Below are 17530 nucleotides of genomic sequence, written 5' to 3'. Positions count from 1 at the left end.
CCCCCGCCTTAGTTTGTACTCTTGAATAAGAATGGATATGTCACTAGCACGCGAGTTCCCCCCTGTGGATTCGGAAACTTCCATGCGGCAACCCTATTCAATATACATCCCTCAACGGTTGCGTTCTTAAGTGTTGTGTCTCCAATAAGTTGTTGTTCTACGGCGCCAGATGGGCCGATTGTAAACTTCACTGCGACCTTTCCGAATAAATCCGGATTGGCACTTAATTGTCTTTCATAGCAATAAAGGATCTGACCTAGTTTTGATTTGATGTATTGAGCGATCACTTCACGGTCCAAACCGCCGGTGATTTCACCTTCTTCCTCAATCAAACCAACCCCGGCACTGCCGGTTCCGCCAGCGGCTAAGCCGCCCATGCCCGATGCATTTCGGCCTCCGCCTTTACCCGCTGTGGAAATAACAACGCCAGTGCCTGTTCCTTCTTGACCCCAGTCACGACCGGATCTTTCCATGCCTCCGACGGCGGCTAAGGCACGACCGGAAGCACCGCTACCGGCTTTTACGCCATTAGCAAATACGACGTTGCCGCTTTTTGCGGCCTGAGCAGAGACTTTACCGATCAACTGAGAAATACGACCGCCAGTCAGGGATTTCATCATTTTGGAAACCTTGCTTTGGCTACCATTATTCGTCGGCATTTCGGCCTTCGGGCCAGCGGCAGGAGCCGCTTCTTTCACCACAACCTGTTGTTGAGGTGTTTCTGCTTTTTTGCGTTTAGGCTTCAATTCTGTTTTAACAATAATTTTCTGCGCCACTTTCGGTGGAGCTGCTGCTGTTTCAACGGATTGTTGTTTTGGCGCAAAGATGCCGACCGTGACCAGAAAGAACGCCGCACCTAACACGATATAAAGACCGCGCTTGGATTCTTCATCCACCAACTGACTGGCCGTGATGTGGCCCATTTTGGCAGCATCTTCTAAAGAAACTGTTCGTTGGCTGATCTCAAGCTCTTCGACCGTTTGTTTGTGCCATTCTTGAGAAGGCACACAAACAATTGCCGTTGCGTTGATGGCGACAGCAGGCTTGAATTTCTTTTTCATGGGAAGAACTTTGGTTTCAACGACTTTGCCGGCCTGACGGACGATGTAAAGCTGGAACTGTTTGGCGGCGTCACGCTGCTCTTGACCCGCCTTTTCCAGACGCAGATAGAGATCGGCTTCTTTTTTTACGGGCGTGAATTTAAGCTCGCAGTCTTCCAATTGCAAAATTTGTTCTTTATCCAATGACAGGGCGGGGGAGTTTGCACCCACTGCGCTTGTCATAAGATCCATATTGACATACCACCACTGGTTGTCACGGTACTCGAAAACACCTTGAATGCCCCGTGTGCCGGGAGCAATTGAAATCACATCCGCCAAGCGGGATGAACCGAAGGTGTGAGTTGTATTGTTTGAGCGCAGCTTCCAAGTTTTTGCCGTCCCATTTTTAAGGGACTGACGTACAATCAACGTGAGCATGTAACACCTCTGAATTAGTTATTCAAATAGAGAGCGGATTCACGAATGCGGCCATCCATATCTTTTTGCACATCGTAAAGAGGCATAAATTTAATACCTCTTTTTTGCACAAGATAGGCCCCATCTGGGTTACGAATCGTTCCCTTGAGGTTCATCTCACCGAAATTGACTTCCTGGACTTTACGGACTGTTCTTTGTTTGGCCAAAGCAGTCACTGATCCCAAGAGAATGAAAGCGATCATCGCCGTGATGATAGTTTTCACTTGTACCCTCCATACTACAAGTCTCCCGAGATAACGTGCTGACCGACTTTGTTTTGTGTTTTCAAATATTGTATTTTCTTACCTAACCAGTCTCTCATATCCATTTTCTGACTGGCTTTAAAAGCTCTTTCATAAGAATCCAACGCGAGCGTCGGACTCTGTTTGTAGGTCTCGAAGATATGTGCTTGCTGCAACAAGAAGTCTGCGTTGTCTTTCTTAAAGCTCAGCAGATCTTTCAAAGTGCTGAGAGCTTTATCGACTTCGCCCTTCTGAGCGTAAGACTCACTCATCAAGGTTCCCACGTTTAAAGTATACAACTGTTCTTTGTTCAGAGAAGAAAATTTTTCGATTGCTCTCGTAAAATCTCCCTCTGAGAACGCCTTCACTCCAGCGAAAGTTTGCATTTCTGTTGAAGGCATTTGCATGTCTAAAACTTTTTCGAAAAATGGCATTGCTTCATTCAGGCCATCCGCCTTGTAAATCAAGCGGGCTTTTTGGTACACGAACGGAGAAACCTCTGGTTGTGCCTTCATAGCCGCTTCAATCATCCACAAGGCCTTGCTATCAAAGCCCTTGCCCTCAGCGCCCAGGCTTGCATAGAACAAGCCCAACGCGCGGGTGTCCTTGTTTTTCGCAAGCTCTAGACCGAGTTTTTCGACCATTTCGTACTGTCTAGAAGAATAACAATTTCCAGCAACTTCCAGCGGATTCAAGTTTTGCAATTGCGCCGTCATGATGGCCGAGCGATTGCAATTTTTCGTTTTGGAAATATCATAACGAGACACTTTTCCAATGGTCATATCCATGGACGCGGGTAGGAAGGCCGTCATTTTGCTGGCCTCTGGATATTGCGCCATAGGTGTGACGGTCTGATCCACGCGCAGACTTGCATAAGAGCGTTCACTTTCTGTGGTCTGGCCTTTGGATGCCGCCAGAACTTTCAGTTTCGCCTCGTTTTCGTTTTTCTTTTCCTGAATCGGCGCAGTTAACTTCGCGATCTCCGCACGAAGGGCTTCCTGGTCGGCGGGGGACAGAGATGCGGGTAAAGGCATTGTCGTTAAGCTATCAATGAAGTTCGCATAACAACGGTCGATACCACGCATGGCTTCCAGCTGTTGATAAGGATCTTTGGACATTTTCAACGTCGTGAAATAAGCGGTGTGGGCTTTGTCCAATTTTTCCGTCTTCATGGAAAGAACCAACGCAAATTTTTCTTCGCGGGCCTTCACACTTTGCGCCACGAGCTCTTTTTCCAGAACCCGAGCTTGGATCAGGCGAGCTTCCGCGCGCACTTCCGCAGGAACGTCGCGGCCGTTGGCTTTCATGGAAAGCTCAAATGCGGCTGTTGTCTTGCCGGAGTCAAGCAGAGCCTTCGCGCGATCAATCATGATTTCGGTTGTAAAAGGCTCGATGCCTTTAGCCATGATTTGGTTTTGTAACTTCTCGTACTCAGCGCCGCGGTTTTCGCCTTTATAGGAATCCAAAAGCTTTCCGTAAATGCGGCTCAATGTTTTATTATCTGCGGCTGCCAAGATACCGTTATAGGCGGCGCGAGCCTCTTTCATCTTCTTTTCCAGAAGGTAGATATCAGCGGCCAGCTCCAGGTGAGTGTTACGGCCCTTCTTGTCCAGATCCGCGATTTTCACCAAGGTCTCGGCTGATTTTGAAATCTGACCGACATCTGCATATGCTTTTGCGGCTTCCTTCAAAGCATCCAGATTGCGTTTGTCATTAGGATACTTATCCACGAATTTTTGCGACAATTCAGCCGCTTCAAAAACCTTTCCTTCCGCATACAGAAGGCTGAGGGCCTGCCACAAGGCATCTTGAGAAAGTTTTGAGGATTCATGTTCTTTGGCGAAGGCAATCAGCTTTTGCGATGCCTGATCTTTGTCTCCGGTTTTTGCGAATTCCTGAATCTCAGTGAAGTGAGCCTCTTCCATGATTTTATTCATGTTCTTCTTGCGGTCTTCGTCGCCGGTTGAGCTCATGACTTGCTTCGAGAAATTTTTGATTCCCGCATAGTCTTTGCGGATGTTTAACATATCCAAGATCAAGTCTTCGGATTTCTTTTTAATATCCGCGTTCTCAGTGCCTTTAAGCTGAGCCAAAGGCTTCAACCATTTTTCAGCTTCTGGGTAGTTGCTTTCTTCGTACGCGATATGGCCCACTTTGAATTTAACCAAAGTAGCAAATTTCCCCGTGGGATGTTTCGCCAAATAATTGGCAGCCAGCTCTTTGCGTTCTGCCTCTTTCAAAGGATCTTTGCCTTTTTCGATCGACTTTTCTTTGGCGTAAAGGGTTGCGTAATTCGCGTCATGGCGCATTGTTTCGTCAGTGGCTTTATCACCGACCATTTTGTACTGAGTGCTGGCTTCGTCAAATCTGTTCAATTGGAACAGAAGCTCGGCGTAAGCAAAACGCGTTTTTAAGTCCGGTTTGTTCGGGTCTTCGTTATCCAACATCAATTTGAACAAACGCAAAGTCAAATCCGAGAACTCGGCATTTTGTTTGTTCTTAAGCCAGATCTCCCACCATTTTTTGGCCATTTCCAGACTTGTCGTGCGGAAGGCGGTGTCACAGGATTCTTTGGCGATGTCGGCTTTTTGTAGATTTCTCCAGGTTGAATCGCGACGGCACAGATCGCTGGCCATTTGCATGTGATCAATAACGAGGTCACGTTTCTTAAGATCTTCGTTGGCATCCACCAAATAAAGGTGCGCGCGGACGACTTCAGGCCCTGAAGGGCGTTTGTCGATGTATTCACCTAAGAAAATATTCATCTCTTTTTGGCGGCTGTGCGACTCATAAAGTTTCGCTAGATCAATCATTGATTGACCCATTTCATCTTCCGTCGTGAGGTCTTCAAAGAAAGTATAAAGTTTATTAGCAGGGTAGGAGTCACCGATAAAAACAGTCAAATCGCGAAGGGCTTCGCGACGCAGATTGTGTTTGTTTGTTGGGACTTCACCATCTTGCAGAGGCGGATTTGTTCTTACAACTTCGACAAGTTTTTTGATGCCGTTGTCACTATCACGAAGGTTGTAATAAGTCCAAGCGGCCTTATACATCCCGTAAGAGTAAACGCGGCTATTGGGGAATTTCTCTACTTTTAGAAAGTGTTCAAGAGCTTCTTTGAATTTTCCCTGGTCATAAAGAAGCTCACCGACTGCCAAAGTTCCGTCGGCAATCAAGGGGGATTTCGGGAAGCGAGTTAAAAGCTTCTCGTAAAGAAATTGTGATTGTTTGTATTGAGCGACCTGTTGGTTGGCAAACGCATTGTTGAAAAGGACGGCATCCATTTGTTTGAAGCCCGGGAAATCCAGTTCAATTTTCGTATAGATTTTAATAGCTCTTTTGACCGCCTCCGCGCCTTTTTCATTGGCGACCGGGAACGGCGAAAGTTTCGCCAGGGGCGTGTCCTGGTGAAGGTCAAAGAAACGGCCTGATTTTGAACGGCGCATGTAAAGTTCGGCCAGGCGATACCAAAGATCCGCTTCCTCTTTGGAGCCTTTTTTCTTTTTAATAATACCTTGCAGTGACTCAATAGCCTTGTTTTCAGAGCGCGTGATCATGATCTCGCTGCTGAACGCCTTTTTCTCGTTTTCTGTTTCGTTATTGCCGTTTAAACGCACTTCGGGCAAAAGGCCCTTGGCATTTTTATCTGCAGCGAAGCAGTACATTGAAAAAAGATGAAATGCCAGAAGTAGAACTGCTGTACGCATCATAAACTTACTCTCCAACTAAGGTGACAAGTTTCAACTGAGGAAAGCCCGCCATAGAAGCTGTGTACATCACCTTGCGCAAAGTTGCGTAGGGGAGTTCCTTATCCGCTTGAAGAAGAATGCGCCCTTCTTTAATGAAAGCTTTGTCTTTTTCAGAATCGGATTTGGCAAGGCGGTCTAACTCTTGGAAAAGAGGTTTAATAAAATTTGTATCCCTATCTTCAAGGTCTTGGGGCAGGAAATCCGCATTCTTCACGTCTGCGATTTTCGTCTGGTCAATTTTCAATGCTTCGCGGGACAAAGAGATCTTAATTGCATCTGTCGCATTGACCATCGACGCCGAAGACGGCAGACGCAAAGAGCTGTCAGGGGTTATTTGCACTTCCGCAGTTGAATAGGTTTGCAATAGAAACACCAGCATGATTGTGAACATGTCCGTCATGGAGGTGATATTCAAAGTGAAAGTTGAATTTTTACTAGTAGGCAATTCATATCTACGTCGGCGTGACATGGCTTAGCCCTCCATCATGTTGGCGAAGACGATTTCTGGAAACATGTAGTTTGTTTCCACGTTTTTACCTTGCTTGGTATCAAACACGGGAAATTTGACGCTGTTGTCACGCGCCTGACGGGCGGCATCCATTACTTTGACGATCTCATCATAGGGAACTTTGCCGTCAGGATTCAGTTCCAGTTTAAAGATGTCAGGATGAGCTTTCTTCACTGCGACAAGTTTGGCATGAAGTGTTTCGAAGTCGTAAGCGCCGTTTTTAAGCGGAATAGTCTCGACTTTGTCCTGGCCCTTTTCTGTGACCACGATGTTGATACCCGTTGTCTCAACTTCAATAGCGATATTTGTCGGAGTGGGTTTTTGCTCCTGACGTTGGATGGCTTCGTTGACCACTTGAGGAAGTTCCGATTCAATCACCATCATTTGTACGAAGGCTGAAGAAACCAGAAGAACCGGTACAAGCTTAACCATCACGGCCAGAAGCGGAGCCAAGTCCAGCTCGAACTCACTGTTATGATTGATTTTAATCTTACGCATGCGTCTCATAAATTATCCCATCCTTGAAAAGGTCCACCGCGCCGGGAAAAGGTTTCCGTTAGGAAACCTTTGTACCTGGGCTAGGAGGAGTCGCCATCGGTGCCGTTACGTGATCGGGGAACACGTTTTGGCGAGTGAGGTTCGGGATGTGAGCGCTGGTAAGTAGCTCAGTCAGCTTAGAGCACTTCTCTGACATTTGCTCGATCAATTGGTTTTGACGGGCAGTTAAGAAAGAGAAGAACACCATCGCTGGGATCGCCACCGCCAGACCCAAAGCCGTTGTATACATCGATACCGAGATACCGTGTGCTAATAAAGCTTGTTTTTGTGCAGGGTCGGCTGTTGCCACCGCTTGGAACGAAAGGATCAGACCGTGGATCGTACCCAAAAGACCAAGAAGAGTCGCCACGTTGGCTAACATCGAAAGATAGTGCAGACGTTTGGTGTACAACGGAATATTCTCGCTCAACGCAATGTCATGCGCCTGGAAAATAGTGTCGTCATCACGATCGGCTTTTTCGATGATGGTTTTGAATGCCTTCGCCAGAGGTTTACTTTCAAGTTGTGCACAAAGAAGTAAAGCTTCATCAAGTTTTTTAGCCAGGATCATGTTCTGGATTTTACCCATGAATTCTTCAACGTTCATGCCGTACTCTTTGTAAAGAGCGCGTGCGCGTTCCGCCACAAGAACCAAAGAACCGATACCGACTACTAGAATACACCAGCCGACGAAGCCGGAATCATTCATGAACTTTAAGAATGCCATCATTTGTTTCCTCCTTGGAAACGCCACCGCGTGTCCATTTTGTTAACTGCGCCATGCCCTGATCTTGCACTTGGAGGAAACGAACTGCATAATGCAAACCAGATTTTACGTTAAGTCTTTGTTTGGAGTAGTTCTTGCGAACGATCTCGCAAAGCACATTGAATGTCTGAGGGTTGTTCTCAGAAACTCTGAAATTGATCATGATTTTCTGACCGAGTTGAAGCAAGGGATCATTCAAAAGAACCAAGGCTCCGTTTTCGCTCACACTAAGAGTGTTGCCGTCAAAAAATGTATGATCATCGTGAGCGTAAACCGGAGTGACCAGGTCTACGCGTGGAAATTTACGCTCTTTGAATGCGCCGGAAAGGTGATCTTTAGTCTCGATCAGGCGGCAAAGGCGGTCTTTGGAAAACTCCTGAAGGTCTCCCACGAGAGTCCAATTTTCCATGTGCGGAGCCCAGACATAGTTATAGTCGAAAAGCTCGCCATTTTGGATCATCGTGATCAGGGATTTATATTCGTAGGGACCATATTTCATTTCCCCACGAAGAATGTACCACTGAACTGTATTCGTTGCTGTTTGTACCCCACCCATACAAATAACCCCTTACAGTTTGATCGACTTCGGATAGTAGTCGATCTGAATGTTGGCGTTCGCGCCCGGAACCGAAGTTCCGTGGAAAGTGATTGTTAGATCACTGGCGTTGTACGTCCAGCCATTGGTTGCGTCGTTGTTCACTGTCACACCATCGACAGTAACTTTGATTGTATCTACTTGAGGCTCACGGTTTAACTTAAACACCGCTGACAGCTGGATAATGGAATCAGAGATCAGTTCTAGCGTGTCGCCGAAGTTGGAACACAAAGAACCTTTCACTCCCCCAGTTAAATCCGCAAGCTGTGGCAAGCGGGTTGAAATCTTGCGCTGGAAACCGTCTGTAGAAAGCTGTGTTTTACAAGCGGCGTCCGGAACCGAAATCACACTGACAGAATAGTTTTTACCGTTCGCGGCGACATTCGTAAATCCATCCAGGAAGTCGACGTAGCTTTGCACGGTGTAGTTTTTAGAAGCGTCTTCGAAGGCTGATTCTGAAGAGCCCGAAAAATCTTCTTCGTCACTCACGATGATCACGGCTAAGAAGGCTTCGCTGCGGCGAAAGTTTACATTGAAAGGCTCTAGCAGGGATTGCTTAAAGCTTTCGAAAGCTCTTTCGTCGCCGTTACCAAGCGTTCCTTGCTTGATGTTTGTTGAAAACACGTTGCTGAGATTTGCAGTTTGTTTGTCCATCACAAACACGCCGGAAGACGTTGTGACATAGTTGCCTGGAGACGTTTCAAGTCTCGCACCGTCCCTGATGCGAGCTTTAACGCTATCGGAATGAAATTGTTTTTCCCAAGCGTCGGTTGTGGTCACGGCCATGTGGAAATCATAGTTGTATTGGTTAAAACGATTGATGAACGATTGGAAATTCGAAGCAAGGTTGTTTTGCGATGTTTCCATAGAGCCGGAGTTGTCGATCACCCAAAGGATGTCGATCTTCTTGGGAATGAATACGGCTTGCTGTTTGTAGTCAGCGCCATCTTTCAACAGCGAGAAGGAGTCTGTGCCCTTATTACAGCCAGCCAACATTGCCACAGCTGAAGCCATCATAATTGCTTTGCGTGCGACTTGATTATACATACGGTTATGCCCTCCTGAGCCCCACCATTGCTTCGTTGAAACCAGTTTCGTTGAAAACAACCCGAAACTGAAATTTGACATAACTCGGTGATTTTGTTTTTTATTTTTTCGGGCGTCTAGTCCTGAGACATTGTAAGTGTCGAGAATTATTGACTTCAAAAAAATCTGACACAGAAAGAAAATATTTCTGGCGTAAAACCTTTGGACAGTTTGCGAGGGATTCCCAATTTGGCAGCGGGTTAAGTAGGCGATTTTTTGGGAATTGCGGGTGGAGTGAAGAACTAATTGACGACCACGAGAGCCGCGCGGGGAGAGGGTTTGATCGGGTTCGGCAACAAGTTGTGTCCGAAAACCGTTTGTAAGAATGCGCAGGCTGGTTAATAAATTGAAGACGTGTTGGGAATTGTTTTGCAGGGCCATCTCGATGAGGTGTCTATGGCCATGTCAAAATCAACGCGGGAACTTGATGCGAAAATTAAATCCCTGTCGGGCAATGAGCGAACTTTGTTAAAGATCGTCATTCTGACAATTGCCGAAATCGACGGCTGTCGAAGCTACCAAGAAATGGGGTACGCCAATATTTTCGACTATCTGACGAAAGAGGTGGGTTATAGTGAAGGCAGTGCGCAACGACGGATTGATGCCGCAAGGTTGATTCGCGAAATCCCTGAAGCTGCTGAACTCATCGAGTCCGGAGAAATCAAATTGAATCAAGTGTCGATGCTTCAGAAGGCGTCCCGGGAGCTTATGGGAGAACGTAATATTAAAATTCCCGCATCGGATAAAAAAGAGCTTTTGACTCACATAATGAATCGCAGTCACAGTGAAACCCAGCGCGAAATCGCCTCATTTTTTGATTTGCCTATTGTTCAAGAAGCAAGAAGCCATACGCAGGCGGATGAGAGTGTTCGCATCGAATTTACTTTGAGCAAAAGGCAGTATGAGAAGTTAAAGCAAGCGCAAGGTCTTCTGGCGCATTCTTTATCTACAAATGATATCCCACGCTTTATAGAAGCCATGTGCGATAAGGTCATCTCGCAGAAAACAAAGGCTGGAGCGTCGGGCGAAATCGCCGCAAATTCAACAGAAGGAAAAGTTAGCAACGAAGGTTCCACCGCCACGGTGGCGGTAAGCAGTCGCGTTAGAAAAATGATGCTCGCAAAGCAACCCTGCTGTCAGTTTAAGATTCCATCTACGGGAAAAATATGCGGAAGCACTTGGCTTCTTCAAGTCGATCACATTCAGCCTCGCTGGAGTGGGGGAGATAACTCGATGGAAAATCTTCAGGTTCTGTGTGCCCAACATAACAAGTTGAAATATCGATTGGAAGCGGGACGGCGGTTTAGATAGGGGATGGATTTTTATAAGTTCTGAAGAAGAACTAAGCTTTCTTCTTCAGAACTTCCTTGGCCTTTATCCAATATCGATCTTTGTCATCCATGCTCAAAGAGCCCCAGTCAACGCCATCGGCGGCGGCCTGCTCAATCATTTTATTAAACCGAGTTTCAAATTTCACGTTTCCGCGGCGAAGGATTTGTTCTGGATCAAGATCCAAATGTCGACTTAGCTGTGCTAAAGAAAACAAAACATCTCCGAGTTCCGCTTGGACGTGTTCGTCGGTGCCTTCTTCAATGGCTTCGCGAAGTTCCGTGAATTCTTCTTCAACTTTATTCATCGCGCCTTCGGCATCTTCCCAGTCAAACTGCAGCTTCTCAGTGCGTTTGCCAATTTTGTAAGCGCGTTGCAAAGCGGGAAGAGGAGGCACATTCAAAGCATAAGGCGAAGCTGAAGGTTCAGAACCTCCCGAGGCCGCTAGTGCTGCCGCTTTTTCTGCCTTCTTGATGTCCTCCCAGTTGCGCTTCACCTCTTCAGAGTCCGCCACCGACACACCGGCAAAGACGTGAGGGTGTCTTCGCACAAGTTTTTCTGAAATTCCCTCAATAACGTCGGCTAAAGTAAATGCTCCTCGCTCAGAGGCCAACTGTGTGTGTAGAATCACCTGAAACAGGACGTCGCCAAGCTCCTCTTTGATTTTAAAGTCTTTGGCAGGGTTATTGGGGGCCTCTAAAACCTCTACCAACTCATGCGTCTCTTCAATTGCGTACTGAGTCAAAGACTCGTGTGTCTGTTCTTTGTCCCAAGGGCAACCGTCGGGGCCGCGTAGACGCGCTACGATCTCGACTAAGGACTCAATTTGACGTAAGTTAGTGGGAATTGCAGCCATAAGGAGCCTCGACTTTCTGATGGAATCTCTTCATAGCTAGCACAATTACACAGTGATTTCGACAATTTTCGTAAAACAGGATACGGTAGAAAACTGGATATGCAGCGAGGTAAGCAAACTAAAAAAGGCGAGAGTCCTGCGACTCGAGTCAACTATGAGGATCACAGTCTTAAGTTCTTAGACTGGGTGGATTCCATTGGCCTTGAAAAGACTTTCTTCGGTCGCATGGTGCAAATCATGGAAGAGAAGTTCTTTATCCGTCGTGCAGCGCTGATTTTCCTCTACTGTGTTCTTCTTTCCTACACGATTTTTTATCAGTTGGATGTCCCTTATAACTTCAATGTCGGCGATGTCGCGAAATTCGATGTGGTTTCTCCTATCGGATTTGAAATGACAGATGAAGTGACGACCGAAGAAAAGCGCTTTAAAGCGGAATACTCGGTGCCTATCGTTTACGACTTCGACACCAGCGTCTTTGAGCGGGTTTCCGTTAATCTGATTCACTCCTTCAGAAGCATGCGTGCTTATTATCGCGAGACCAAGTGGTCTTCGTCTCCGGCAGAGCATCGACGCCAGGTGAAAGAGTTCTTCCAACATAAGAAGCAGTTTGAAAAAGAACTCGGCGTCGTGGTTTCGGATTTTATGTTCGAATGGCTGGTGGACCTGAAGTTCACGCCCAGAATCGAAGCTGTTATCATCCGCAATCTGGAAAGCTGGTATGATAAAAAAATCGCCGAGGCGCCGGATCGATTTATCCCCGCGAATCAGGCCAATGTGCTTGCGCGGGTCGTTCATAAAAACAATCTGGGTAAAGAGTTCCCGATTGCGCGTGAAGAAATTCAGGATCTGCAGGCGCCAGAGAATTTTGAATTCGATGCCAAAAAGGACCTGAATAGATTTTCTGAAAGCGACCAGGCGAATTTATTGTATTTCGCCCGTTCTTTGTTGGTTCCAAACCTGACACTGAACAAGCAGGAAACGGCGTCGCGCCGACAAGCGGCACGGGATGCGGTGATTCCAGTGACGATCACAATCAAAAAGAATCAAGCGATTATCTCGCAAGGCGCCGTGATTCAGCCTTTTCAAATGGCGGTGATCAAACAGATTGAAAACATCCGCGCGGATAAACGCAAAGACATCATGGCGCTTTCCATGGCGCTGATGCTTTCCGTTGCGATTTTGGTTTTCTTCTCGTACTTAAAACGTTTCACCATGAACAAGATCCGCATCGAGTTTAAAGATGTCACAGTGATGATGTTGATTGCCTTTGGCGCGATCCTTTTTACCAAGGTCTATATGTTCATCACAGACGCCGCGTTCGCTTCCAAGATGGGGCATATTATTCCGCCGTCGATCTTTTTGTACGCGGCCCCGGTGGCGGCGGGCCCGATGTTGGTGGGTCTGTTGATCACTTATGGCGAAATCGTGTGGCTTTTTACCGCATTCCTTTCTGTCTGCCTGGGGATCATGGTGGACTATAATTATAGTTTCATGTTCGTGAGTTTGGTGGGCGGAATCGCCGCAGCTCGGGGCGTGTTCAATTGTAAAACCCGCAATGATATTTACTTCGCGGGTGTCAGAACGGGAGTTGTGAATGCGTTAATGATCGCCTTCATTCTGACAATGACGAAGTTCGATCAAGAAGGGGGCTTGAAAGAAATTCTGCTTTCGATCCCTGCAGGATTTTTGGGCGGTATTTTCAGCGCCTTGGTGACCATGATGTTCATTCCTCTTTTGGAGTCGGTCTTCAATTACACCACGGATGTAAAGCTTTTAGAGCTTAGTAATCTGAACCATCCGCTTTTGAAAGAAATGATTGTCAAGGCTCCCGGAACTTATCACCACTCCATGATGGTGGGGTCGATGGTGGAAGCTGCGGCAGAAGAAATCGGCGCCAACCCGCTTCTGGGTAAGGTGATGTGCTACTATCATGATATCGGTAAGATGGAGCACGCCAATTATTTTATCGAAAACCAGAAGCCCGGCCATAATCCTCACGATCATATTTCTCCGTTCATGAGTAAAACCCTGCTTATTGCGCACGTGAAAGACGGTATTGAGATGGGAATGGCTTACAAGCTAGGAAAACCCATCCTGGACGGGATCGTCCAGCATCACGGAACGACCTTGATTTCGTATTTCTATAATAAAGCTCTGGACCTGAAAAAAGAAGACGATCCTGAAATCAGTGATCAGGATTTCCGCTACCCGGGACCGAAACCGCAGTTTCGTGAATCCGCTCTTTGTATGCTCGCGGATAGTATCGAGGCGGCCGCGCGCTCTTTGGATGAGCCGACACCGGCACGTCTGCAGAATATTGTGAGAAACATCATTCAAAGAAAATTCTCGGACGCGCAATTGGATGAGTGTAATTTGACCTTAAAGGATATTTCCAAAGTTGAGGCGGCCTTCGTTCGTATTCTTCTTGGAATTTATCATCAGCGCATTGATTATCCACGCAGCGCGGGTGGGGGATTGGGCGAAACCAATGCAAGTTCTGATCGTTAACGAATCCAAACACGCCGTTCCCCGTAAATTCATCGCACGGTGGATGCAAGATCTTGAGCGCGAGCTTAAAAAACGTCGTGTCTTGAAGGCAAGTCACGCGCAAAAAGAACTCACTTTGGTTTTTTTAGATAAGGGGCCCGCGAAGAAAATCAATTACGAATTTCGCGGGAAGGATTACGCCACGGACGTTCTCAGTTTTGACTCGATGGAGCCGACTTCTTTTGGGGAGTTGGTGATGTGTCCTGAGGTCCTAAAGAAACAGGCTCGGGAGCACGGGCTGAGCTTTCAACATGAATTGGGTTACATGCTTTTACACGGAGTCTTGCATCTGTTGGGTTATGATCATGAAACCAACGAAAAGGATGCCAAGGAAATGTTGGACCTCCAAGACGCTGTTTTCGAAAGGCTTTTGAAAAATCTTTCCGCCTAAAAGGCCGCCAGCTCTTCTATATTGATGCTCAAGATCAAAAAATCACGAAACACTTTAAAAGCGACAGTTTTCGCACCTGAAGTTGATCAAGTTTTAAGCGAATCACAGCTGAGTTCATACGAGAGGCCTCTATAGCGCCGTCATTTCGCAAACGGTCGCAATGCATCCACTTGGCATCGAGATTGTAATAGGGAGTCAGTGTTCCCCTTGTCGCCTCCGAGAGCTTTCCCCTCCCTGCTCAAGGAGGCGTTTTTCTTGACAGACTAGGTCCCACGGATACACTGGGGCCTATGTCTATCGTTACTGAATCATCGGAAATCAAAAGCAGAATTGGTGCTCTCGAAAGTTTCTCCACGGAACTTCGGGGGTATCTTTGACTTAGATAAAAAGAAAAAGCGCCTGGATGAACTGGCTATTCAAGCCGAAAATCCCTCGTTATGGGAAAAGCCTGCAGAAATGCAAAAACTCAATAAAGAAAAAACTCTGCTGGAAAGAGCCGTCGGCGAGTTCGATTCTTTTGCAAATCGTCTGAGCGATGCCAAGGTTCTTCTGGAAATGGCGATGGAAGCTCAAGATGAAGGCAGTTTTAGCGAAGTAAAATCAGAAGTGACCTCCTTAGAGAAATATGGGCAGGATTTGGAACTCAAACGAGTTCTTAACGGCGAATTGGATGCCAATAGTGCTTACCTGTCCATCAACTCGGGGGCGGGTGGTACCGAATCTTGTGACTGGGCCGAAATGCTTTTGCGCATGTACACGCGTTATGCCGATAAGCATGGCTACAAGGTCAGCGTTGTCGAAATGACAGAGGGTGAGGGCGCCGGAATTAAATCCTGCACCTTGCTAGTAGAGGGACCTTACGCCTACGGTTATTTGAAGGCCGAATCCGGAGTGCATCGCCTTGTGCGTATTTCTCCGTTTGATTCCAATGCCCGCAGACACACTTCTTTTGCCTCGGTTTTTGCGTGGGCAGAGGTGGACGACGATATCAATATCGAAATTCGTCCCGAAGATATTCGCGTCGAGACCTTCCGTTCCAGTGGTGCGGGTGGGCAGCACGTCAATAAAACAGACTCTGCGGTCCGTATGTATCACACGCCGACCGGCATCGTTGTTTCCTGTCAGATGGAGCGCTCACAAATCCAAAATAGAGAAAAGGCGATGAAGATGTTGAAAGCCCGCCTTTATGAATTGGAAGTTGAAAAGCGCAACGCGGAAAAAGATGCAATGAACTCCCAGAAAAAAGCCAATGAGTGGGGCTCGCAGATTCGCTCATACGTGATGCATCCTTATCAAATGGTAAAAGATCACCGAACTGATTTTGAAACTAATCAGGTGGATGATGTGATGGACGGTGATTTGGATGGCTTTATTATGGCCTTTTTAAAGTCACAGATCACCACCGAGGCGAAACCTCAGTGAATAAATCCTTGATGTGGATTGCATGGCGATTGCTGATTTCCCGAAAGACTCTTTTCGGGGGCTCGGCACCTTTGTCGCTCTTGGGATTGATTCTGGGTGTGGCCGCTTTGGTGGCCTCGATGGCCGTGATGAGCGGATTTGAATCCACTCTGAAACATGCCATGGCCGATGTCTCTGGTCATGCTCAGGTGGTTAAACGATCGCGTTTTCCCGACGATTACAAAGAGCTTGAAGAGCGCATTCGTAAAGCTGAGCCCACGTTAGTGGGCGCGTCCCGATTTGTTTTTATTGAAGCCGTTTTAGCGCATCAGGGAAAGATTTCGGGCATTCTGATTCAAGGCGTGGACACCCAAGAGGTTTCTAAAGTTCTCAACTTCAACAAACGTGTGATGAGTGGATCTGCGGATCTGACCTCGTCATCTTCGTCGGAAGTCCCGTTCGCCTTGATGGGCAAGGGCTTGGCGGCGAAGATGAATTTAAAGGTAGGCGACAGATTTCGCGTGGTGGTTCCGGTGGCTGATACTGTCGATCCGTCAAAATTTCAACGTCGCGTAGGCGAGTTTCAACTGCACGGAATTTTGGATTTAGGAAAGTACGATTGGAACGAGCGCTTCATACTCAGTGATTTGCAAGCCACGCAAAAACTTGCTGATATCGGAGATCGTTACTCAGGCTTGCTTTTGCGTTTTCAAGATGTGGACTATGCCCGCCAGGCGGCCTTCAATCTCAGTCATGTGTTGGGATCTCCATACTGGGTGCGCGATTGGCGGGATTCTAATGAGAATCTTTTCGAGGCCGTGAGCGTGGAACGTCCCGGAATTTTCTTCGTTGTTCTGATTATCACCTTGGTGGCGGCGTTCAATGTCTCTTCTACTCTTTTAGTGAATGTGGTTCGTCGCTATAAAGATATCGCGATTCTAAAAACAGTGGGCCTATCCCGCAAAGACATCGTCAAAATTTTCGCTTTCCAGGGTTTGCTCATGGGGGCGATCGGTATTTTCTTTGGCTTTATCCTGGGATTCATTCTATGTCTTCTCTTTAATTTTGCCCAAAGCCGATTGGGGCTGATCGCTGGGGAAGTGTATCGTCTGGATTCCATCGATGTGAACATTCGCTTGGTCGACTCTATCGCCATTATTGTGGCGACTTTAGTAATCTGTTTCATCGCCACCTTAGCTCCTGCGCGGCGGGGCGGGCGGCTGAACCCCGTGGAAGGGCTTCGCAATGAATGACACTCAAGTTTTTTTGAAAGCCACAGATATTCACAAGTCCTATACCCAAGGAACCGGGGAACTTGAAATCCTTCGCGGCATCAGTCTGGAAATCAAAGAGGGCGAAGCGCTGGCGATTCTGGGATCTTCAGGAGCGGGTAAGAGCACTCTGTTGCAGATCATGGGGACCTTAGATCGTCCGAACAAGGGCGAGCTGATTTGCGAAGGGCGCGATCTTTTGGCGATGGATGATGAAGAGCTGTCGCGCTTTCGCAATTCTGAAATGGGCTTTGTATTTCAGTTTCATCACTTGTTAGGTGAATTCACGGCTTTGGAAAATATCATGATTCCCTGTCGTGTCGCGGGCGAATCGCCGAAGCAGGCGCGCGAGAAGGCTTTGCATCTTTTAGATTTTATGGGGCTTTCTGAGCGCCGCGAACACTATCCGAATCAACTTTCTGGTGGAGAGTTGCAGCGTGTGGCCATCGCGCGCGCCTTGGTGCGACACCCGAAGATTTTATTCGCTGATGAGCCCACGGGAAATTTAGATTCTCAGACAAGTGGTAAGATCCAAGAGTTGTTCTTTCGACTCAAAGAAGAGATGAAGCTCGCCTTGGTCGTCGTCACTCACGATCTGACGTTTGCAACGAAGTTCCCTAAGGTGTACCGAATGAAAGATGGCGTCTGGATCTAGCGACTCTTTTTTTTGCTCTACGCAGCATCATTTAAGCTTCCCATTGGGTAAAAAAGCGGCAGGCGCTTGCGCGCGCGGCG

General features: G+C 47.3%; 15 protein-coding genes. 6 read left to right on the top strand and 9 right to left on the bottom strand.

What is annotated here, in order from left to right:
* Positions 1 to 8: 8 nt before the first annotated feature.
* From OM95_RS12595 to OM95_RS12560, 8 genes are read right to left on the bottom strand one after another with little or no spacing between them, the layout of a single operon-like run.
* A complete protein-coding gene (locus tag OM95_RS12595) occupies positions 9 to 1478 on the bottom strand; it encodes an AgmX/PglI C-terminal domain-containing protein (protein ID WP_041874421.1) in 1470 nt (489 codons plus the stop codon).
* A 14-nt stretch (positions 1479 to 1492) separates the two neighbouring features.
* The gene (locus OM95_RS12590; RefSeq protein WP_041874419.1) at positions 1493 to 1741 is read right to left on the bottom strand and encodes a hypothetical protein; all 249 of its coding nucleotides are present in this window, start codon (positions 1739 to 1741) and stop codon (positions 1493 to 1495) included.
* A 14-nt stretch (positions 1742 to 1755) separates the two neighbouring features.
* A complete protein-coding gene (locus OM95_RS12585; RefSeq protein WP_041874416.1) occupies positions 1756 to 5469 on the bottom strand; it encodes a tetratricopeptide repeat protein in 3714 nt (1237 codons plus the stop codon).
* A gap of 4 nt (positions 5470 to 5473) precedes the next feature.
* Positions 5474 to 5977 (bottom strand): biopolymer transporter ExbD, encoded by a 504-nt coding sequence (locus tag OM95_RS12580; RefSeq protein ID WP_041874413.1) that lies wholly within the window; start codon positions 5975 to 5977, stop codon positions 5474 to 5476.
* A 3-nt stretch (positions 5978 to 5980) separates the two neighbouring features.
* Positions 5981 to 6514 carry a biopolymer transporter ExbD gene (locus tag OM95_RS12575; RefSeq protein ID WP_291516300.1) on the bottom strand — a complete coding sequence of 178 codons (534 nt, stop codon included), beginning with the start codon at positions 6512 to 6514 and terminating at the stop codon, positions 5981 to 5983.
* Positions 6515 to 6572: 58 nt separating this feature from the next.
* Positions 6573 to 7283, bottom strand: coding sequence for a MotA/TolQ/ExbB proton channel family protein (locus tag OM95_RS12570; protein ID WP_041874408.1), 711 nt, complete (start codon positions 7281 to 7283; stop codon positions 6573 to 6575).
* The gene (locus OM95_RS12565; protein ID WP_041874406.1) at positions 7255 to 7875 is read right to left on the bottom strand and encodes a PilZ domain-containing protein; all 621 of its coding nucleotides are present in this window, start codon (positions 7873 to 7875) and stop codon (positions 7255 to 7257) included. The genes OM95_RS12570 and OM95_RS12565 overlap by 29 nt, the downstream gene beginning before the upstream one ends.
* 12 nt (positions 7876 to 7887) lie before the next feature.
* A complete protein-coding gene (locus tag OM95_RS12560) occupies positions 7888 to 8961 on the bottom strand; it encodes a hypothetical protein (protein ID WP_041874521.1) in 1074 nt (357 codons plus the stop codon).
* A 441-nt stretch (positions 8962 to 9402) separates the two neighbouring features.
* Here OM95_RS12560 and OM95_RS12555 point away from each other — a divergent pair, with 441 nt between their 5' ends.
* Positions 9403 to 10311 carry an HNH endonuclease signature motif containing protein gene (locus OM95_RS12555; RefSeq protein ID WP_291516298.1) on the top strand — a complete coding sequence of 303 codons (909 nt, stop codon included), beginning with the start codon at positions 9403 to 9405 and terminating at the stop codon, positions 10309 to 10311.
* A 31-nt stretch (positions 10312 to 10342) separates the two neighbouring features.
* Here the strand turns inward: OM95_RS12555 and mazG are convergent, their stop codons facing one another.
* Positions 10343 to 11185: a nucleoside triphosphate pyrophosphohydrolase gene (gene mazG, locus OM95_RS12550; RefSeq protein ID WP_041874401.1), complete on the bottom strand. Its 843-nt coding sequence runs from the start codon at positions 11183 to 11185 to the stop codon at positions 10343 to 10345.
* A gap of 99 nt (positions 11186 to 11284) precedes the next feature.
* On the opposite strand from mazG, the gene OM95_RS12545 reads away from it, so the two are divergent.
* The 5 genes from OM95_RS12545 (at position 11285) to OM95_RS12525 (ending at position 17450) form a co-directional block, all read left to right on the top strand.
* A complete protein-coding gene (locus OM95_RS12545) occupies positions 11285 to 13693 on the top strand; it encodes an HDIG domain-containing metalloprotein (RefSeq protein WP_041874399.1) in 2409 nt (802 codons plus the stop codon).
* Entirely contained in the window at positions 13674 to 14123 is a 450-nt protein-coding gene (gene ybeY, locus OM95_RS12540) for an rRNA maturation RNase YbeY (protein WP_041874396.1), read from the top strand. The genes OM95_RS12545 and ybeY overlap by 20 nt, the downstream gene beginning before the upstream one ends.
* Positions 14124 to 14426: 303 nt before the next feature.
* A complete protein-coding gene (gene prfB, locus OM95_RS12535; protein WP_363228124.1) occupies positions 14427 to 15545 on the top strand; it encodes a peptide chain release factor 2 in 1119 nt (372 codons plus the stop codon).
* Positions 15546 to 15556: 11 nt separating this feature from the next.
* Positions 15557 to 16777, top strand: coding sequence for an ABC transporter permease (locus OM95_RS12530; protein ID WP_041874516.1), 1221 nt, complete (start codon positions 15557 to 15559; stop codon positions 16775 to 16777).
* A complete protein-coding gene (locus OM95_RS12525) occupies positions 16770 to 17450 on the top strand; it encodes an ABC transporter ATP-binding protein (RefSeq protein WP_041874394.1) in 681 nt (226 codons plus the stop codon). The genes OM95_RS12530 and OM95_RS12525 overlap by 8 nt, the downstream gene beginning before the upstream one ends.
* Positions 17451 to 17530: the final 80 nt, after the last annotated feature.

This window comes from Bdellovibrio sp. ArHS (genome assembly GCF_000786105.1).
In the GTDB taxonomy this organism is placed as follows: Bacteria; Bdellovibrionota; Bdellovibrionia; order Bdellovibrionales; family Bdellovibrionaceae; genus Bdellovibrio.
This window is presented reverse-complemented; position numbering and strand designations above follow the sequence as displayed.